The organism is Micromonospora sp. NPDC048040 (assembly GCF_055587185.1).
The window spans coordinates 445,715-463,958 of sequence record NZ_JBVJGT010000001.1 but is presented as its reverse complement, the minus strand read 5'-3'; the positions used below and the strand labels follow the sequence as shown (position 1 = coordinate 463,958).

Genomic DNA, 18,244 nt, shown 5'->3' with positions numbered 1-18,244 from the left:
CTGTGGGCCGGGCGGTCGGGGATCCGGCGGCGCGGGGCCGGGCGGGCGGCGATGGTGGGACGGATGTGGCCCATCCTTCCCGCCGACGAGGCCGACGCGTTCGACTGGCTGGCGTTCGACCAGGCCGGCGTCGTCACCACCGCCCAGGCGGCCCGGCTGCTGACCGAGGGCACCGTACGCGGACACGTCCGCTCCGGGCGCTGGCGCTCGATCTGCCGGGGCGTCCTGCTCACCGGCAACGGCCGGCTGACCCGGGACCAGCAGTTGTGGGTGGCCGTGCTCGCCACGGGTCCCGGGGCCGTGCTGGCCGGCGCGACGGCTGCCGCCGAGGCGGGCGTACGCGGGCTGCGGCGGGATCCTCTGCACGTGCTCGTGCCGGCACACCGGCGGGCGGGCCGCACCGTGCTGGGCCGGCTGCCGATCGACATGCCGGCGATCGTCGTGCACCGCACGTCGGTGCTGCCGGCGGCGCATCTCCAGCGCGCCCGTCCGCCGCGGACCTGCACCGCCCGGGCACTGGTGGACGCGGCCGGCTGGGCCCGTACGGTCGATCAGGCGCAGGCGACGCTGGCGGCGGGCTGTCAGCAGCGCCGGGTCACGCCGGAGGAATTGTCGGCCGTGGTGGAGGCGCTGCCCCGAGCCCGTCGGCGGGCTTTGATCCGGCAGACCGTGGCCGACATCTCCGGCGGCGCGGAGGCGCTCTCGGAACTCGACTTCGTCCGGCTCTGCCGCCGCCACGGCCTGCCCGCGCCCGGTCTCCAGCAGCGGCGCGCCGACGCCTCCGGGCGCACCCGGTGGCTCGACGCGTACTGGCGGGAGTGGGGGCTGCATGTGGAGATCGACGGGGCGCACCACATGGACGTCCGGCACTGGGCGGCCGACATGAAGCGTCAGAACGACGTCTGGACCTCCGGGGACCGCATCCTCCGCTTCCCGGCGTGGCTGGTCCGCGCCCGCCCCGACGAGGTCGCCGAGTCCGTCCGCCGTGCCCTCGTCGCCGCCGGCTGGCGACCCGCGAAGTAAATCTTGGACAGTTTCCGCACCTCGCGAACGGGTACTGTCCAAGATCCGCGTGACCGGCGAGTTCATGGGGACGGCGGGCCGGGGCCGCGGCCGGTGTGGGTGTCGTGTGGGTGTCGTGTGCGAGCCCCGGCGGGCCGGGGCTCGGGGCGGTGTGGGTGCCGTGACGGGCGGCCAGGAGGGACCGATCTCGGGGTGGAGCGTCCGCGGGGCCGATCGCGTTACATCGACACGCCTGCGAAGAGTGAGGAATTCGAACGCCGAGCCGCTCATCTTGCCGCGTCGCCGCTGCTCAGGCCGATCGACCGATGTCCACGACCGTCACGCATTGTGCGATCATGTGCTGTCCCCTCGATCAACTCCAGAGGAGTCCTCATGGCACACCGTCGGCGCGTGGTGCGCGCTGCCGTTTCCACCGTCGCCACCACGGCCTGTCTCGCGCTCGCCACCCCCGCCTGGGCGTCCAGCACCATCCCTCTGCACAAGCCCCATGAGGGCAAGACGGCGAAGTTTCAGGAGGAGTGCGACGACCCCAAGTTCAAGGACCGGCCGGCCGATCACGACGGCTGGCATTTCGTCCTCGACGGTGGCAGGAAGACCGCGGGTGACTTCGAGAACCTGACCCTCACCTTCAAGGACCTGACCGGCGCCACGGTGACGGTGAAGATCCCTGACCCCACCGACGCCTACCCCGACTTCCTCTCGGCCAACGGCAACGAGGGCCAGGTCAAGCACGCCTACGTGTTCACCCCGGCGGGGTGGACGCTGGCCGGCGGCAGCGCCACGATCACGGGCGTGGCCGACAGCTTCAAGCTGAGCCACACCTGCGCCGGCACCGCCCCGACGCAGTCGCCGTCCCCCAGCCCGTCGGTGCCGACCTCCCCGTCGCCGTCCACCTCGGTGTCGCCCTCGACGTCGGTGTCCCCGTCGGAGTCCACCTCCCCGAGCGGGTCCGTCTCGCCGTCGGAGTCGGTCTCCCCGTCGGGCTCCGTCACGCCGTCGGAGAGCACCGGCGGCAGCGGTGGCGGCAACGACGACGAGAACGAGGGCGGCCTGCCGCTGACCGGCGTGGCGACGACCAGCATCGCGCTGGGCGGCCTCGTCCTGATCGGCGGCGGCGCGCTGCTGATGCTGCGCCGCCGGCGCGACAACATCACCTTCACCAGCTGATCCCACCCAGCACCCGACCGGCCGCCGGACACCTCGTCCGGCGGCCGGTCGCCGTTTCGGTCCGGCCAGCCGCCGTTGCACCCGTCGGCCGGCGCCACTTCCGGCTCGACGGCCGGCGCGTCGAGCCGCCGGAACCGCTCGCGCCCGGCCTGGCGCCGGCCGGCTCCGAGCACTGACGGCAGGCCCGGTGGGCGCCGCCCGGACGTTCATCACATCATCTAAGCCTATGGATGCATAGTCCGCGTACACCCTGCTCAGGGGCGTGGTCGGCGGACGGGAAGTCGCGTTGCGGCCGGCCGGGCGCGGGCCGGGCGTTCCGGCATACGAACGTACGGTTGCCGCGCCGCTTTCCGGCGCGCGACAGTACGCGACACCAGCGGTGCCATCGACGCCGCCGCTCCCCCGGCCAACCCTGAGGAGATGCGATGGCTCTACGACTTGCCGACGGCACCGCCTGGCCCGACACCCTCGCCCGCGCGGTGGCCGCCGCGCCGGAGGCGTTCGGCGCCCCGGTCGACGGCGTCACCACGCTGCACAACCTCGTGCGCGGCGACTGGCACGCGGTGGGCACGCCCAGCCCGGTCCGCACCCCGGTCGACAACACCGTGCTGGTCAACCTGCCCCGCCTCGACGCGGAGACCGCCCGCGCGGCGGTGGCGCACGCCGCCGCCGCGCACCGCGCCTGGGCCGACACCCCGCTCGCCGAGCGCAAGGCCCGGGTCACCGACGCGTTGGACGCCCTCACCGCCCACCGCGACCTGCTCGCCCTGCTGCTGGTCTGGGAGATCGGCAAGCCGTGGCGGCTGGCCTGCGCCGATGTGGACCGGGCGCTGGACGGCGTCCGCTGGTACGTCGGCGAGATCGACCGGATGCTCGCCGACGGCCGGGAGCCGCTGCCCGGGCCGGTCAGCAACATCGCGTCGTGGAACTACCCGATGAGCGTGCTCGTGCACGCCGAGCTGGTGCAGCTCCTCGCCGGCAACGCGGTGATCGCCAAGACCCCGTCGCAGGGCGGCGCGGTCTGCCTCACCGTCGCGCACGCGCTGATGCGCCGGGCCGGGCTGCCCGCCACGCTGGTGTCCGGCGGCGGCGAGGAACTTTCCGAGGTGCTCGTCCGGGCCCCGGAGGTCGGCGCGGTGGCGTTCGTCGGCGGCCGTTCCAACGGCGGCAAGGTGGCCGCCGCGCTGCTCGACTCCGACAAGCGGCACTTCATCGAGCAGGAGGGCCTCAACGCCTGGGGCATCTGGGACTTCTCGCAGTGGGACCTGCTCGCCGGGCACCTCAAGAAGGGCTTCGAGTACGGCAAGCAGCGCTGCACCGCGTACCCGCGCTTCGTGGTCCAGCGGGACCTCGTCGACGAGTTCCTCGACATGTACCTGCCGGTGGTGCGCTCGGTCCGGTTCGGACACCCGCTCGCCGTCGGCGACGACTGGACCGCCGGGGACCCGCTGCCCGAGCTGGACTTCGGCCCGCTGATCAGCGCCGCCAAGGCCGACGAGCTGCGCCGCAAGGTCGACGAGGCGGTACGCGGCGGCGCGGTGCCGCTGCACCGGGGCAAGCTCGCCGGCGCGCCGTTCCTGGACGGGCAGGACACCTCCGCGTACGTGGCGCCGTCGGTGCTGCTGGCCCCGCCCGGCCGGTCCCGGCTGATGCACGCCGAGCCGTTCGGCCCGGTCGACACCATCGTGGTGGTGGACACCACCGACGAGCTGCTGGCCGCGATGAACGCCTCCAACGGCGCGCTGGTCGCCTCGCTGGCCTGCGACGACGAGGAGCTGGCCGGGAAACTGGCGGTCGACCTCCAGGCGTTCAAGGTGGGCATCAACAAGCCGCGTTCCCGGGGCGACCGGGACGAGCCGTTCGGCGGCCGGGGCGCGTCCTGGAAGGGTGCCTTCGTGGGCGGCGACCTGCTGGTGCAGGCGGTGACCGTGGGCGGCGGCGGTCGCCTCTACGGCAACTTCCCCGACTACAGCAGCTACCCGACCACCTGAGGTGCGGGGAAGGGCCCCCTGTCGACGCCTGGCAGGGGGCCTTCCTGCACCGAAGGGGTCAACACGGTGCCCTTCCCGCCACGGGGGCGCCGGCGGTGAGCGGGACGGTCACGGCCACCAGGCCGCCGTCCCGCTCGGTCGGGGTGGGCCGGCCGAGCCGCCGCACGGTGCGTAGCATCGGGGCGTTCTCCGCGTGGACGTGCAGCACCAGGGCCGCGTACCCGGCCTGCTCGGCGTGCCGGACCAGCCGGCGCAGCAGGGCCGAGCCGAGCCCCCGCCGCTGCCAGTCGTCGCGGACCAGCAGCGCCACCTCCGCCTCGTCGCCCTCGGCGAGCAGGTTCGCCATCGCCAGCACCGTCTCCGCCTCCCCGGCGTCGCCGCCGGCCGTGGCGAGCAGGGTCAGGCCCCGGGCCGGCTCCAGCAGCCGGCGCAGCCGGGCCGCCGAGGGCGCCGCCGCGCCGCCCAGGTAGCGGCGGTACCGGCTGCGCGCCGAGCACGCCTCGTGCAGCTCGACCACGCCCGCCAGGTCGTCGGCACCCGCCGGGCGTACGGCCGCCTCGGTCCCGTCGGGCAGGACCAGGGTGACCTGCTCGGCGGCCCGACGTGCGGCCGTGGCCGACAGCTCCAGCAGGGCCTGCGCCCGGGCGTACTCGGCCGGGGTGAAGTCCGGGGCGACGCGGCGCAGGGTGAACGCGCCGCCGCCCGGGTCGGCCAGCAGCATGGTGGTGCCGGTGATCCCGGCCCCGGCGCCGGCCGGCGTGGGCCGCCAGGTGACCGTGTCCGCGCCGAGCAGGGCACGCAGCGCCTCCCCGGCCGCGTCCGGGTCCCGCACGAGCCGGTTGGCCAGGCCGAGCACCCGGGTGGGCTGGTCGGCCAGCCCGCGCGCCTCGCTGCGCGCGACCCAGCAGTCCCGGCCCCGCCCCCGTTCCACGGCGGCGACGAGGTCGGCCTCGTCGAGCGCGTCCGGCGCGTCGACCAGGAAGTCGTCGACCGCGCCCCGCTCGGTGGTGTGCACCTGCACGGCGAGGATGTTGACCCCGCGCAACGCCAGGCTGGCCGTGAGCACCGACAGGTAGCCCGGCCGGTCGTCCACGGTCGCCCGGATCCGCCACAACGTCATGGTTGCCTCCCTTCCCCGTACGACCCTCGCCGCCGGCTGTTGCGGGCCGGTTGCCCCGGAGTGACGGCCCGGATCGGCCGCCGCGACCTGCGCCACCGTGACCGTCGGGCGGGCCGGGCTCAGGGGTTCGCCACCGCCGGCGGAGCCCCGACCAGGTCGAGCCGGTCGCCGAGGATCACCGCGCCGGCCCGGACGAGCTGCGCCAGCCGGTCCACCTCGGTGGCGTGGAACGCCGCCGCGGCCGGCGTCCCGGTGCGCTCGCGGGCCACCACCAGCACCAGGCCGGCCCGGCCGAACGGCGCGACCGCGAAGTGTCCACCGTCGGGCGCGGTCATCGCCCGGGCGCGCAGCGGGGTCACCTCGGGCAACCGCGCCGGTACGGGTGCGCGCCAGCTCGCGTAGCCGACGGTCGCCTCCCCCGTGGTGCCGGTCCGCGCGGCCCAGTCCACAGGCACCACCGCGGCCACGGCCCAGTCGGCGGCGAGCAGCCCGGGCACGGCGTCGACCAGGGTGGCCACCCCCTCGGCGGGGTTCGCCGCGACCTGGGCCAGCAGTTCGGCGTCCTGCCCGGTGGTGGTGGGCGCGCCGATCGCCCGCCACACCCCGTCCACCCGGACCCCGGGGATCGCGGCCAGGCCGGCCAGCAGCCGTTCCACCCGCGCCGCGCCCGGCCAGACCACGGTGAAGTCGTCCACCGCCCGACCGCCGAGCCGCTCCAGGACGACCACCTGGACGATGTCCGCGCCGGACACGCCCATCGTGCGCGCCACCTGGCCGAGCGTGCCCGGACGGTCCGGCAGGGTGACCCGAACTCGCAGCAACATGTCTGAACCCTCCGCTCGGCGGGCCGGCACCGCTGGCCGGCAGGCTGGGCACCAGCCTGACCCCTGGCCGTTTCGCCCCTGTTGCAGCGGCATGTCCCGAGGGTCAAATCCGACCTTGACAACCTGACGGAGCTGCCATCAACTAGTCGGATGACCGAGCCGGCCGTCGACGCGTACGGGCCGGGAAGCGGCCCCGCCCCCGCCACCTCGCCCCGAGGGCTAAATCTCGACCGGCTCGCCGGCCACCTGGCGCGGCACCGGCCCGAGCTGGCCGACGGTCCGCTGCGGGCCCGGCTGATCGCCGGCGGCAAGTCCAACCTGACCTACCTGCTGCACGCCGGCGGGCAGGAGGTCGTGCTGCGCCGCCCGCCGCTCGGGCACGTGCTGGCCACCGCGCACGACATGGCCCGCGAGCACCGGGTGATCTCCGCGCTGGCGCCGACCGACGTGCCGGTGCCGCGGGCGCTGCTGCTGTGCGAGGACCCCGAGGTGATCGGCGCGCCGTTCTACCTGATGGAGCGGGTGCGCGGCGAGGTGTTCCGCACCCGCGCCCAGACCGACCCGCTCACCGCCGGCCAGCGGCGGGAGCTGGCGATGGCGATGATGGACACCCTCGCCGCCCTGCACGCCGTCGAGCCGGCGTCGGTGGGGCTGGGCGACTTCGGCCGGCCGGAGGGCTACCTCGCCCGGCAGGTCCGCCGCTGGTCCGGCCAGCTCGACCGCTCCCGCAGCCGGCCGCTGCCCGGCATCGAGGAGCTGCGTGACCTGCTCGCCGCCACCGCGCCTGAGGGCGCCAACGCGGGCCGGATCGTGCACGGCGACTACCGGCTGGACAACCTCCTCGCCACCGTCGACCCGGTGGCCGTCCGGGCGGTGCTCGACTGGGAGATGGCCACCCTCGGCGACCCGCTGGCCGACCTCGGGCTGCTGCTGACCTACTGGGACGTGCTCGGCGGCAGCGACGCGGCGGCCGGCAACCCGGTCGCCGACGGGCTCGGCCCGCGCGCCGGCTTCCCCGCCGGGTCGGAGCTGATCGAGCGGTACGCCGGGCGCGGCGACGTCGACGTCGGGCCGCTGCACTGGCACGTCGCGCTCGGCTGCTTCAAGCTCGCGGTGATCTGCGAGGGCATCCACTACCGGCACACGCTCGGGCAGACGCTCGGCGAGGGCTTCGACCGGATCGGCGACATGGTGGCACCGCTGGTCGAGCACGGGCTGACCGCCGCCGGGGAGCGGTGATGGACTTCGCGTACGACGCCCGCACGGAAGCGCTGCGGGCCGAACTGACCGACTTCCTGGAGCAGCACGTCCATCCCGCCGAGCCGGTGCACGCCGCGCAGGTCGCCGCCGCCGGTGACCCGTGGGCGCGGCCGCCGGTGCTGGCGGAGCTGAAGGCCGAGGCGCGCAGGCGCGGCCTGTGGAACCTCTTCCTCCCCGACCCGCGCCACGGCGCCGGGCTGACCAACCTCCAGTACGCCCCGCTGGCCGAGCTGACCGGGCGCAGCCCGCACCTCGCGCCGGAGGCGGTCAACTGCGCCGCCCCGGACACGGGCAACATGGAGCTGCTCGCCGAGTTCGGCTCGCCGGAGCAGCAGGAGCGCTGGCTGTTGCCGCTGCTGGAGGGCGAGATCCGTTCGGCGTTCTGCATGACCGAGCCGGAGGTCGCCTCCTCGGACGCGACCAACATCGCCACCCGGATCACCCGGGACGGCGACCACTACGTGGTCAACGGGCGCAAGTGGTGGTCGTCGGGGGCGATGGACCCGGCCTGCGAGATCTTCGTCGTGATGGGCAAGACCGACCCGGGAGCCGACCGGCACCGCCAGCAGAGCATGATCCTGGTGCCGCGGGACACCCCCGGCGTCACGGTGCACCGGGGCATGACCGTGTTCGGCTACAGCGACGCCCCGCACGGCGGGCACGCCGAGATCGACTTCACCGACGTCCGGGTGCCGGCGGAGAACCTGGTCGGGGCGGAGGGCTCCGGCTTCGCGATCGCCCAGGCCCGGCTCGGCCCCGGCCGGATCCACCACTGCATGCGGCTGGTCGGCATGGCGGAGCGGGCCCTCGAGCTGCTCTGCCGGCGGGTCACCGAGCGGGTCGCGTTCGGCCGGCCCCTCGCCGAGCAGGGCGTCGTGCGCGAGTGGATCGCCGAGTCGCGGGTGCGCATCGAGCAGGCCCGCCTGCTGGTGCTCAAGACCGCCTGGCTGATGGACACCGTGGGCAACAAGGGCGCACACACCGAGATCCAAGCCATCAAGATCGCCACGCCGGCGATGGCCGAGTGGGTGATCGACAAGGCCATCCAGGCGTACGGCGGCGCCGGCGTCAGCCAGGACACCCCGCTGGCCGCCCTCTGGGCCCAGGCCCGCACCCTGCGCCTGGCCGACGGCCCGGACGAGGTCCACCGCGCGTCCCTCGCCAAGCGCGAACTCCGCCGCTACCCCCTCCCCTAACCTGACCCACCCCACCCCACCCCACCGCGCTCCCCACCCCTGCTCGCCTCGTTGATCATGAAGTTGCCGCGACACGCGATGCCATCGCCGACAGCTTCATGATCAACGGCACGGGCCGGGGGGGGTGGGGGTTAGGAGGTGGCGCGTTGGATGAGGGTGGTGTTCAGGAGGAGGTGGGGGGACGGGGGCTTCTCGTCGCGGATGCGGGAGATCAGCAGGCGGGCCATCTGCCGGCCCATCTCCTCCACCGGCTGGAAGACCGTGGTCAGCGGCGGGTCGGACTGCCGGGCGATCGGGGCGTCGTCGAAGCCGACCACCGCCACGTCCTCCGGCACCCGCCGGCCCGCCTCGCGCAGCGCCCGCAGCGCGCCGAACGCCATCAGGTCGGAGGCGACGAAGACGGCGTCGAGGTCGGGGCAGACCTCCAGCAGCCGGCGCATCCCGGCCGCCCCGCTGTCCTCGCTGAAGTCCCCGTACGCGATCAGGTCGGGGTCGACCCTGCCCCCGGCGGCCTGGACCGCCTCCTTGTAGCCGGTCAGGCGGCCCAGGCCGGCGCCCATGTCCTGCGGGCCGGCGATCGTGGCGATGCGCCGCCGCCCCCGGCCGGCCAGGTGTTCCACCGCCTGGCGGGCGCCGCCGACGTTGTCCACGTCGACGTAGTACGCGGGCTGCGCGCCGGGCTGGAGCATCCCGGCCGGCCGCCCGCCCAGCACGGTGGGCAGGCCGCGCTCCTCGAGCAGGGTGGGCAGCGGGTCGGAGTCGTGCAGCGACAGCAGCAGGACCCCGTCGACGTGCTGGTTGGTCAGGTGGTGCTCGACCCGCTCCCGCTCGATCGGCGACTGCACCATGGCGAGCCAGAGCTGCAACGGGGTCTCCAGCAGCCCCGAGCTGACGCCCCGGACGATGCCGGCGAAGAACGGCTCGGTGAAGACCCGGTCGCCGGACTCGGAGACGACCAGGGCGATGGAGTCGGTGCGCTGGGTGACCAGGGCGCGGGCGGCGCGGTTCGGCACGTACCCCAGCTCGGCGATGGCCTGCTGCACCGCGGCGCGCGCCTCGGGGCTCACCTGCGGTGAGCCGTTGACCACCCGGGAGACCGTCCCGCGACCGACGCCGGCACGGGCGGCGACGGCGTCGAGGGTCGGGCGCCCGAGCGACCGGGTGCGCTGCGTTGTCATCGTCTGCTCCTCCGACGGCGGGCCGGCCCCGGCCCAACCCGGGCGGGTGGTTGCCGGGGCCGCCCGTTGCTGGCTGGCCCTCGCCTATTGTGCGGCCAGACCGTTGCGTCGGATCACCTCGGCGTACCACCTGGCGCTGGACTTGGGGATCCGGGCCTGGCTGTCGTAGTCGACGTAGACCATCCCGAACCGCTTGGTGTAGCCCCAGGCCCACTCGAAATTATCCATCAGCGACCAGGCGAAGTAGCCGCGCAGGGGAACGCCGGCTTCGATCGCCTCGTGCGCGGCGCGCAGGTGGGCGTCGAAGTACGCCACCCGGTCGACGTCGTCGACCCGCCCGTCGACCACCGCGTCGACGAAGGCGGAACCGTTCTCGGTGACGTAGAGCGGCAGGTCCGTGTACTCCTCGTGGACCCGGCGCAGCGTCTCCACCAGGCCCGGGGCGTCGATCTCCCAGTCCATGTCGGTGACCGGGACGCCCCGGGTGACGAAGCGGACGTCCTCGCTGCCCGGCCAGCAGGACGGCGTCCGCCAGTACGGCTCCGGCTCGGCGCCCGCCACCGGGGCGGCGACGACGTGGCGGCTGTAGTAGTTGACGCCGACCAGGTCCAGCGGGGTGGCGATGGCCGCCAGGTCACCCTCGCGCACGTGCCCGAAGTCGGTGACCCGGGCGAGGTCGGCCATCAGGTCCGCCGGGTACGACCCGCGCAGCAGCGGGTCGAGGAAGAACCGGTTGGCCAACCCGTCGATGCGCCGCGCGGCGTCGACGTCGGCGGGCGCGTCGCTGGCCGGGGTGACCGGATAGAGGTTGACCGTCACCCCGACCTCGGCGGCCGGCCGGGCCGCGCGCAGCGCCTGCACGGCGAGGCCGTGGCCGAGCATCAGGTGGTGCCCGGCCCGGACGGCGTCCGCCCCGTCGGAGCGGCCCGGCGCGTGCGCCCCGGAGCCGTAGCCGAGGAACGCCGAGCACCACGGCTCGTTCAGCGTGGTCCAGTAGCGCACCCGGTCGCCGAGCGCGTCGGCGACGAGAGTGGCGTAGTCGGCGAACCGCGCGGCCGTGTCCCGGGCCGGCCAGCCGCCCGCGTCCTCCAGCGGCTGCGGCAGGTCCCAGTGGTAGAGGGTGAGCCAGGGCTCGATCCCGTGCGCCAGCAGCTCGTCGACGAGCCGCCGGTAGAAGTCCAGCCCCTCCGCGTTGGCCGGGCCGGAGCCGCCCGGCTGCACCCGGGGCCAGGAGACCGAGAACCGGTACGACCTCAGCCCCAGCTCGGCCATCAGCGCGACGTCCGGCCCCAGTCGGTGGTAGTGGTCGCAGGCCACGTCGCCGGTGTGCCCGGCAACCACCCGGCCGGGGGTGTGGCTGAAGGTGTCCCAGATCGACGGGGTCCTGCCGCCCTCGGCCGCCGCGCCCTCGATCTGGTACGCGGCGGTCGCCGCGCCCCAGAGGAAGCCGGGCGGGAAGGTCAGCGGCGGGCGGTCGGCGAGGACGCCGACGGCGGGCGGGGTGGCGGGGTTGCTCACGACTTGACGGCGCCTTCCATGATGCCGCCGACGATCTGGCGGCCGAACAGGACGAACACGATCACCAACGGTAGGGTGCCGACCGCCGTGGCGGCGAACACCTGCGAGTAGTCGGTGTAGTAGGCGTACGACAGGAAGGCCAGCGAGACCTGGAGGGTCGGGTTCTCCGAGGTGAGCACCGCGTACGGCCACAGGAACGAGTTCCAGGTCTCCATGAACGTCAGCAGGCCGAGCACGGCGGCGGCCGGGCGCAGCGCGGGCAGCACGATGCTCCAGTAGATCCGGAAGGTGCTCGCCCCGTCCACCCGGCCCGCCTCGATCAGCTCGTCGGAGATGGCCTGGGTGGCGTACTGCCGCATCATGAACACGCCGAACGCGCTGACCAGGAACGGCACGGTCACCGCGTAGAGGGTGTCGAACCAGTTCAGGTCCTGGATCATGCCCCAGAGCGGGATGAGCCCGAGCTGCGTCGGGATCATCATGGTGACGATGATCGTCAGCAGCAGGGCGTTGCGGCCCCGGAAGCGCAGCTTGGCGAAGGCGAAGCCGGCCAGCGAGCCGGTGATCACCACGGACACCGTCACGACGGCGGAGACGATCACCGAGTTGAGCAGGCCGGTGAGGAAGTTGGCCGCCTCGTTGTCGAGCACCCGACCGAAGTTGTCGCCGAACGACCCGCCCGGCGTGACCGGCGGCGGGACGTCGTTGATCGAGTCCAGGCTGCGGGTGGCGATGACCACCATGTAGTAGAACGGGTAGATCGAGAAGAGCGTCGCCAGGACGAGCGCGACGTAGGTCAGCGGGCTGGTGCGCCACAGGCGCCGGGAGGCCGAGTTCATCTGGGCGTTCCTCACTTCACCGTACGGCGGACGAGCAGGAAGTTGATCCCCGAGACGAGCGCGATCATCAGGAACATCGCCCAGGCGACCGCGGCACCGTAGCCGGCGGTGTTGAGGTTCTCGATGCCCAGCTCGTACATGTACATGGCCAGGGTCTGGAACTCGCGCTGGTCGCCGCCGATGATGTTGCCGTTGGCGAAGACCAGCGGCTCGGTGAAGAGCTGGAGCCCGCCGATCGTGGACAGGACCACCACGAAGACGAAGGTGGGCGTGAGCATCGGCAGGGTGATCCGCCAGAACTGCTTCCACTGGCTGGCCCCGTCGAGCGCCGCCGCCTCGTACAGGTCGCGCGGGATGGCCTGCATGCCGGCGAGCAGGATCAGGGTGTTGTAGCCGGTCCACCGCCAGTTGACCATGGAGGCGATGGCGGTCCACGAGCTCCAGCGCTCGGCGTCCCAGTCGACCGGGTCGATCCCGACGAAGCCGAGCAGCCAGTTGACCACGCCGAAGTCGCGCTGGAAGAGCATGCCGAAGACGATCGCCACGGCGGCCACCGAGACCACGTTCGGCATGAAGATCGCCATCCGGAACAGCGTGCGGGCGCGCAGGAACGTGCGGTTGAGCAGGTTCGCCAGGAACAGGGCGAGCAGCAGCTGCGGGACGGTCGACAGCAGGAAGATCCCGAAGGTGTTGAGCGTGGCGTTCCAGAAGTAGTCGTCCTTGGCGAGGGCGACGTAGTTGTCGAACCCGACGAAGCTGTGGTCGCCGATCAGGTTCCAGTCGTGCAGGGACATCCAGGCGGTCCGCAGCATCGGGTAGAGCCCGAAGACGCCGAAGACCACGAAGAACGGCGCGATGTACAGGTACGGCGAGTACTTCAGGTCCAGGCGGGTCAGCGAGTGCGACCGGGAGCGGCGCCGCGACGGCGGGCGGGGTGGCGGTGCGGCGGGCGACGGCGGCGCCGTCGTGGCCGAGAGGCTCATGCGGGGTCCTTTCCCGGCGTCGGCGCGGGGCGCGCGCCGACGCCCAGGCGGTGGTACGCGGAACGGGACGGCGCCGGTGGCGTCCGGAGGCGCAACGGGGACGGCGCCGGTGGCGTCCGGGTGTGGGCCCGGACGCCACCTGGCGACGAGGTGGGTCAGAAGGCGCCCTGCGTCCTGGCGTCCTTGGTGAACTGCTCCCAGGCCTTGTCCTTCGTGGCCTGCCCCTGTTCGTACGAGCGCAGTGCCGGCTCGAACGCGTTCTCCTTCACCGCCTGGTGCTTCGGGCCGAGGTGCAGCGGCTGGATCCTGGCGACGCTGTCACCGAAGATCTTGCCGGTCGGCGCGTTGTTGAAGTACTCGTTGGTGTAGCCGAGGAACTCCTGGTTCTTCAGCGCCTCCAGGTTGGTCGGCAGCGGGCCCTTGAGCCTGAAAGCCGCCACCTGGCTCTGCGCGTTGGTCAGGTACTCGGCGAGCTTCGCCGCCTCCTTCGGGTACCTGCTCTGGGTCGGCACGCCGAGCCAGGAGCCGCCCCAGTTGCCGGCCCCGCCGGGCACCGGGGCGACGTCCCACTTGCCCTTGTTGCCCGGGCCGGAGTTGTCCGCGACGATGCCGAGCATCCAGGACGGGCAGAAGGTCGCCGCGAAGGTGCCCTGCTTGAAGCCGGCCGACCACTCCGGCGACCAGGTGGCCGTCTCGGCGGTGATGTTCGCGTCGGCCATCGCGACCGCCGTGTCCCAGGAGGTCTTCACCGCCGCGCTCCGGTCGGCGACGACGTTGTCGTCCTTGTCGTAGAACAGGTCGCCGCCCTGCTGGAACATCACCGCGCTGGCGGCGGTGGTGACGGAGTCGAGCAGGCCCTTGCCGGTGGCGGCGCGGTACTTCTTGCCGGTCTCGATGAAGGCGTTCCAGTCCGGCCAGAGGGCGGCCACCTGGTCCCGCTCGACCGGCAGCCTGGCCGCCTGGAACAGGTCGCGGCGGTAGCAGACGGCGAGGCTGCCGACGTCGGTCGGCAGGCCGATCAGCCGGCCGTCCGGCGCCTTGCCCAACTCCCACTTCCAGGGCAGGTAGTCCTTGCTGTGGTCGGCGACCAGCGGAGCGAGGTCGGCCCAGTTGGCCGGGTTGGCCTTGAACTCGTTGAGGATGCCCTCTTCGAGGGCGACCACGTCGGCCGCGCCCTTGCCGGTGGCCAGCGCCCGGACGATCTTCGGCCGGTACTCGTTGAGCTGCGCTACCTTCCGCAGCTCGACCTTGATGCCGGTGTCCTTCTCGTACTGCTTGACGATCTCGTCGTAACCGAACTCGCCGAACGTGTCGACGACCAGCTTCGCGGGCTTCTCGCCGGCCGCGGGCGCGTCGTCGTCCTTGCCGCAGGCCGCGAGACCGCCGATGGCGGTGATCGCGGCCAGGGCGGCGGCCGCCATGCGGGTACGCCGCGTGGTGAGGCTCATCGGGAGACCCCTCTTTCGGTGGTGAGGCTGGATCGGGTGTGGTGGGGGATGCCGTGCGCACCGCCGCTGCCGGACGGTGCCGGCGGCCGGAGCGGGCGCGGTGAGCCGTGCCACGCCTCCGGGAGCGCTCCCATGAGATTGCCGACGGGCGTCAGGGGTGTCAATAGGCCCATGGGAGCGTTCCCAGATCGTTACCGCGAGGGCGGCTCCGGCGACGCCGGGACGCCGACAAGGTCAGCCGGCGGTGCGGCGACCCGGCCGGCCGTCGTCAGCGGAGCCGGCCGGAACGGGGTGCGGGAGCCGGCAGTGTCAGCGGGACCGGCCGCAGCAGGGTGCCGGGTCAGCAGCGTCAGCAGAAGCGGCGCAGCAGGGTGGCGACGCGGCCGGCGTCGAAGGCGGCCGGGTCGAAGCTCTCGCCCACCCAGTCCCGCATCGACCGGTGCTCGGGGTGGCCCGGGTCGGCCACCGCGGCCAGCAGGGCCTGGTAGCCGACCGGCCCGCCCACGTCCTCCGGCGGGCACGCCCGCTCCCCGTCCAGACAGGACGGGTAGCGCTCGTCGGGGTCGGCGGTGAAGGCGTCCTCCACCACCAGGTCGTGCTCCCACCAGTCGCCGAAGTCGTAGGTGTAGTGGAACCGGCTGCCCTTGCCGACCACCGCGTCGAGCCGGACGTCCAGCTCGTCGCGCAGGGCCAGCTCGCCGTCGGCGTCGGGCTCGCCGTACTGCCGGCCCTCGATCTCGAACGAGTGCAGGTGGCAGTCCCGCCAGCCCATGCCGTGCTGCACCACCCGGTGCACCCGGTCCAGCGTGTAGCCGCCCGGGACGAGCACCCGGCGCCAGACGGACGGCCGGACCCCGGCCAGGGAAATCTTCAGCTGGAAGATCTGACGCGGCATGCTGTCCCATCCTTCCTCGGCATAGGCTGCGAGCATGATCTGCCGAGCGTGCCGGGCGAGGCGGCACGACGACTGTCCGGGGCGGAACTGGTGCGACTGCCAGCACCGTACCCCCCGACCCACCCCTCCGGTCACCGGTCCGGCCGGCGAATGAGCGTCGGAATCCCGATTTCGGCGCTCTGGCCCGACCCGTCGGCGCAGCCGCTGGACGACGCCGCGCTCACGGCCCGCTACGGGCGCGCGGAGCGCCCGTACCTGCGGGTGAACTTCGTGACGAGCGTCGACGGCGCGGTCGCCGTCGACGGGTACTCCGCCGGGCTCTCCGGTGAGCCGGACAAGCGCGTCTTCGGCCTGCTGCGGATGCTCTGCGACGCCCTCGTCGTGGCCGCCGGCACCCTGCGGCACGAGGGCTACCGCGCGGTCCGGCTCGACGAGCGGCGCCGGGCGTGGCGCCGGGAGCACGGGCTGCCCGAGTACCCGACCCTGGTCGTCGTCTCCGGCTCGCTCGACCTCGATCCGGCGCAGGCGGCGTTCGCCGACGCGCCGACGCGGCCCGTCGTGCTCACCCGGTCCGACGCGGCGGCGCCGCCCGGCCTGACCGACGTCGCCGACGTGGTGCGCTGCGGCGACGACCGGGTGGACCTCGCCGCGGGCCTGGCCGAGCTGCGCCGCCGCGGCTTCGACCAGCTGCTCTGCGAGGGCGGGCCGCGGCTGTTCGGCGCGCTCACCGCCGCCGACCTGGTGGACGAGGTCTGCCTCACCGTCGCCCCGCTGCTCGCCGGGGCGGGCCCGGGGCGGATCACCGCCGGGGAGGCCAGCGACGTGCGCCACCTGCCGCTGCGGCACGTGCTGGCCGCCGCCGACGGCGTCCTCATGCTCCGCTACGCCCGCGACTGAGCGTGGTCGGGCGGGCACCCTGCGACGGGGTGGCGGGCCGGGTGCGTGGCGTCCGCCGCGTCGCGTGGCAACCTGTCGTACTCCTGCGGCAGGATGCACCACGTGTGCCCCGACCGCGACGACCAGCCGACCGGAGTTGCCCGATGACTGACGACGGGTTCGACGGCCCGGGCGAGGAGGTCGGCCGGGTGCTGGGCACGGCCGACGCCACCCCCCTGCAGTTCTGGACGGCGGTCTCCCCCGGCAGCTACCTCCAGCTCGACGACGTCGTGGTGACCCGCCGGGAGCTGCCCGACCGCGAGCCGGTGACGATCGCCGGGGTGGTCACCCAGGTGCGCGCCCGGCACGAGGGCGCCCAGTTCGACTCCGACGTCTTCGCCATCGCCGACGGCACGCTGCCGGCGCAGGTGCAGGAGGCCGCCGAGATCACCACCACCCGCGTCGACCCGGAGCTCTACGTGCCGCCGTCGCCCGGTGCGGTGGTGCACCGCGCCGAGGGCGACGCCCGGGCGCGGGCTCTGCACTTCGACCGGATGGAGCGGCGGATCCCGATGGGGATGGGCCGCGACGGGGTGCCGGTCTACCTCAACGCCGACTTCCTCGACGGCAGCCGGGGCGCGCACGTGTCGATCTCCGGCATCTCCGGCGTCGCCACGAAGACGAGCTTCGCCACCTTCCTGCTCTACTCGGTCTTCCGCTCCGGCGTGCTCGGCGGCGACGCCGTCAACGCCAAGGCGCTCATCTTCAACGTCAAGGGCGAGGACCTGCTCTTCCTCGACCATCCCAACACCCGGCTCGACGACGCCACCCGCGCCGCGTACGCGAAGCTCGGCCTGACCGCCGGCGCGTTCCCCGACGTGCGGGTCTACGCCCCGCCCAGGGTCGGCGACTCCTCTGGCACGCCCGACGTGAGCAGCCGGCTCACCGGGGTGGACAGCTTCTACTGGACGCTCGCCGAGTTCTGCGCCGACCGCCTGCTGCCCTACGTCTTCGCCGACGCCGACGACGAGCGCCAGCAGTACACGATGGTCGTCCACTCGGTCGCCGCCCACCTGGCCCGGCACGCCCAGCCCGCCGACGGCGGGGTGAGCATCGACGGGGTGCGGCTCGGCTCGTACGCCGACCTGGTCGACCACGTCGTCGAGCAGCTCAACGACGACGAGACCCGCTCCGACTGGGCCGGCAGCGCGGTCGGGCTGGGCACGGTCAACGCGTTCGCCCGCCGGCTGATCGGCAGCAAGAAGGACCTGTCCCGGCTGATCCGGGGCGACCTGGCCACCCGCCGCCCGCACTCGATCAACACCGCCGAGAGCGCCCAGGTCACCGTGGTCGACCTGCACAACCTGCCGGACCGCGCGCAGCGGTTCGTGGTCGGCGTGACGCTCAAGAGCGAGTTCGAGCGCAAGGAGAAGGCCGGCACCGCCAAGCCGCTGCTCTTCGTGGTGCTCGACGAGCTCAACAAGTACGCCCCCCGCGAGGGCTCCTCCCCCATCAAGGAGGTGCTGCTCGACATCGCCGAGCGAGGCCGCTCGCTCGGGGTGATCCTGGTCGGCGCCCAGCAGACGGCGAGCGAGGTGGAGCGGCGGATCGTCACCAACTCGGCGATCCGGGTGGTCGGCCGGCTCGACCCGGCCGAGGCGTCCCGCCCGGAGTACGGCTTCCTGCCGCCCGCCCAGCGGCAGCGCGCGCTGCTGGCCAAGCCCGGCACGATGTTCGTCAACCAGCCCGACATCCCGGTGCCGCTCTGCCTGGAGTTCCCGTTCCCGGCCTGGGCCACCCGGGTCTCCGAGGCCGGCCGGGCGCCGTCGGAGACGCTCCGGTCGATCACCCAGTCCGCCGACCCGTTCGCGGTGGTGGGCTCCGGCGGCGGCGCCAGCGACGACGACATCCCGTTCTAGGGGGAGA

At 73.6% G+C, this 18,244-nt stretch carries 15 protein-coding genes; 7 read left to right on the top strand and 8 right to left on the bottom strand.

The genetic code is table 11. The features are described 5' to 3' along the window. Positions 1-63 precede the first annotated feature (63 nt). The 3 genes from ACZ6O2_RS02085 to ACZ6O2_RS02075 all read left to right on the top strand — a co-directional run bounded on the left by ACZ6O2_RS02085 (position 64) and on the right by ACZ6O2_RS02075 (position 4,181). Positions 64-1,023, top strand: a complete 960-nt coding sequence (locus ACZ6O2_RS02085; RefSeq protein ID WP_466021691.1) for a hypothetical protein — start codon at positions 64-66, stop codon at positions 1,021-1,023. A 372-nt stretch (positions 1,024-1,395) separates the two neighbouring features. Further along, positions 1,396-2,190: an LPXTG cell wall anchor domain-containing protein gene (locus ACZ6O2_RS02080; RefSeq protein WP_466021690.1), complete on the top strand. Its 795-nt coding sequence runs from the start codon at positions 1,396-1,398 to the stop codon at positions 2,188-2,190. 425 nt (positions 2,191-2,615) lie between these two features. Further along, a complete protein-coding gene (locus ACZ6O2_RS02075; RefSeq protein ID WP_350711666.1) occupies positions 2,616-4,181 on the top strand; it encodes an aldehyde dehydrogenase family protein in 1,566 nt (521 codons plus the stop codon). 58 nt (positions 4,182-4,239) lie between these two features. Here the strand turns inward: ACZ6O2_RS02075 and ACZ6O2_RS02070 are convergent, their stop codons facing one another. After that, positions 4,240-5,301, bottom strand: a complete 1,062-nt coding sequence (locus ACZ6O2_RS02070) for a GNAT family N-acetyltransferase (RefSeq protein ID WP_466021689.1) — start codon at positions 5,299-5,301, stop codon at positions 4,240-4,242. Positions 5,302-5,420: 119 nt separating this feature from the next. After that, positions 5,421-6,125, bottom strand: coding sequence for an ACT domain-containing protein (locus ACZ6O2_RS02065; RefSeq protein ID WP_466021688.1), 705 nt, complete (start codon positions 6,123-6,125; stop codon positions 5,421-5,423). Positions 6,126-6,275: 150 nt separating this feature from the next. Between ACZ6O2_RS02065 and ACZ6O2_RS02060 the strand changes: the two genes are divergently transcribed. After that, positions 6,276-7,364: a phosphotransferase family protein gene (locus tag ACZ6O2_RS02060; RefSeq protein WP_466021687.1), complete on the top strand. Its 1,089-nt coding sequence runs from the start codon at positions 6,276-6,278 to the stop codon at positions 7,362-7,364. Then, positions 7,364-8,581, top strand: coding sequence for an acyl-CoA dehydrogenase family protein (locus tag ACZ6O2_RS02055; protein ID WP_466021686.1), 1,218 nt, complete (start codon positions 7,364-7,366; stop codon positions 8,579-8,581). The genes ACZ6O2_RS02060 and ACZ6O2_RS02055 overlap by 1 nt, the downstream gene beginning before the upstream one ends. 131 nt (positions 8,582-8,712) lie before the next feature. Here ACZ6O2_RS02055 and ACZ6O2_RS02050 read toward each other — a convergent pair whose 3' ends face one another. The 6 genes from ACZ6O2_RS02050 to ACZ6O2_RS02025 form a co-directional block, all read right to left on the bottom strand. After that, positions 8,713-9,759, bottom strand: a complete 1,047-nt coding sequence (locus tag ACZ6O2_RS02050) for a LacI family DNA-binding transcriptional regulator (RefSeq protein WP_350711657.1) — start codon at positions 9,757-9,759, stop codon at positions 8,713-8,715. An 84-nt stretch (positions 9,760-9,843) separates the two neighbouring features. Next, positions 9,844-11,277 carry a GH1 family beta-glucosidase gene (locus tag ACZ6O2_RS02045; protein ID WP_466021685.1) on the bottom strand — a complete coding sequence of 478 codons (1,434 nt, stop codon included), beginning with the start codon at positions 11,275-11,277 and terminating at the stop codon, positions 9,844-9,846. Continuing rightward, complete coding sequence (locus tag ACZ6O2_RS02040; RefSeq protein WP_466021684.1) at positions 11,274-12,116, bottom strand: carbohydrate ABC transporter permease; 843 nt, start codon at positions 12,114-12,116, stop codon at positions 11,274-11,276. Before ACZ6O2_RS02040 ends, ACZ6O2_RS02045 begins: the two co-directional genes overlap by 4 nt. An 11-nt stretch (positions 12,117-12,127) precedes the next feature. Continuing rightward, complete coding sequence (locus tag ACZ6O2_RS02035; RefSeq protein ID WP_466021683.1) at positions 12,128-13,099, bottom strand: carbohydrate ABC transporter permease; 972 nt, start codon at positions 13,097-13,099, stop codon at positions 12,128-12,130. A gap of 155 nt (positions 13,100-13,254) precedes the next feature. Further along, positions 13,255-14,547: an ABC transporter substrate-binding protein gene (locus ACZ6O2_RS02030; protein WP_466021682.1), complete on the bottom strand. Its 1,293-nt coding sequence runs from the start codon at positions 14,545-14,547 to the stop codon at positions 13,255-13,257. Positions 14,548-14,896: 349 nt separating this feature from the next. Next, complete coding sequence (locus ACZ6O2_RS02025; protein WP_466021681.1) at positions 14,897-15,442, bottom strand: plasmid pRiA4b ORF-3 family protein; 546 nt, start codon at positions 15,440-15,442, stop codon at positions 14,897-14,899. Positions 15,443-15,592: 150 nt separating this feature from the next. Here ACZ6O2_RS02025 and ACZ6O2_RS02020 point away from each other — a divergent pair, with 150 nt between their 5' ends. Continuing rightward, entirely contained in the window at positions 15,593-16,339 is a 747-nt protein-coding gene (locus ACZ6O2_RS02020; RefSeq protein WP_466021680.1) for a pyrimidine reductase family protein, read from the top strand. Between the two features lie 143 nt (positions 16,340-16,482). After that, entirely contained in the window at positions 16,483-18,237 is a 1,755-nt protein-coding gene (locus tag ACZ6O2_RS02015) for an ATP-binding protein (protein WP_350711645.1), read from the top strand. Positions 18,238-18,244: the final 7 nt, after the last annotated feature.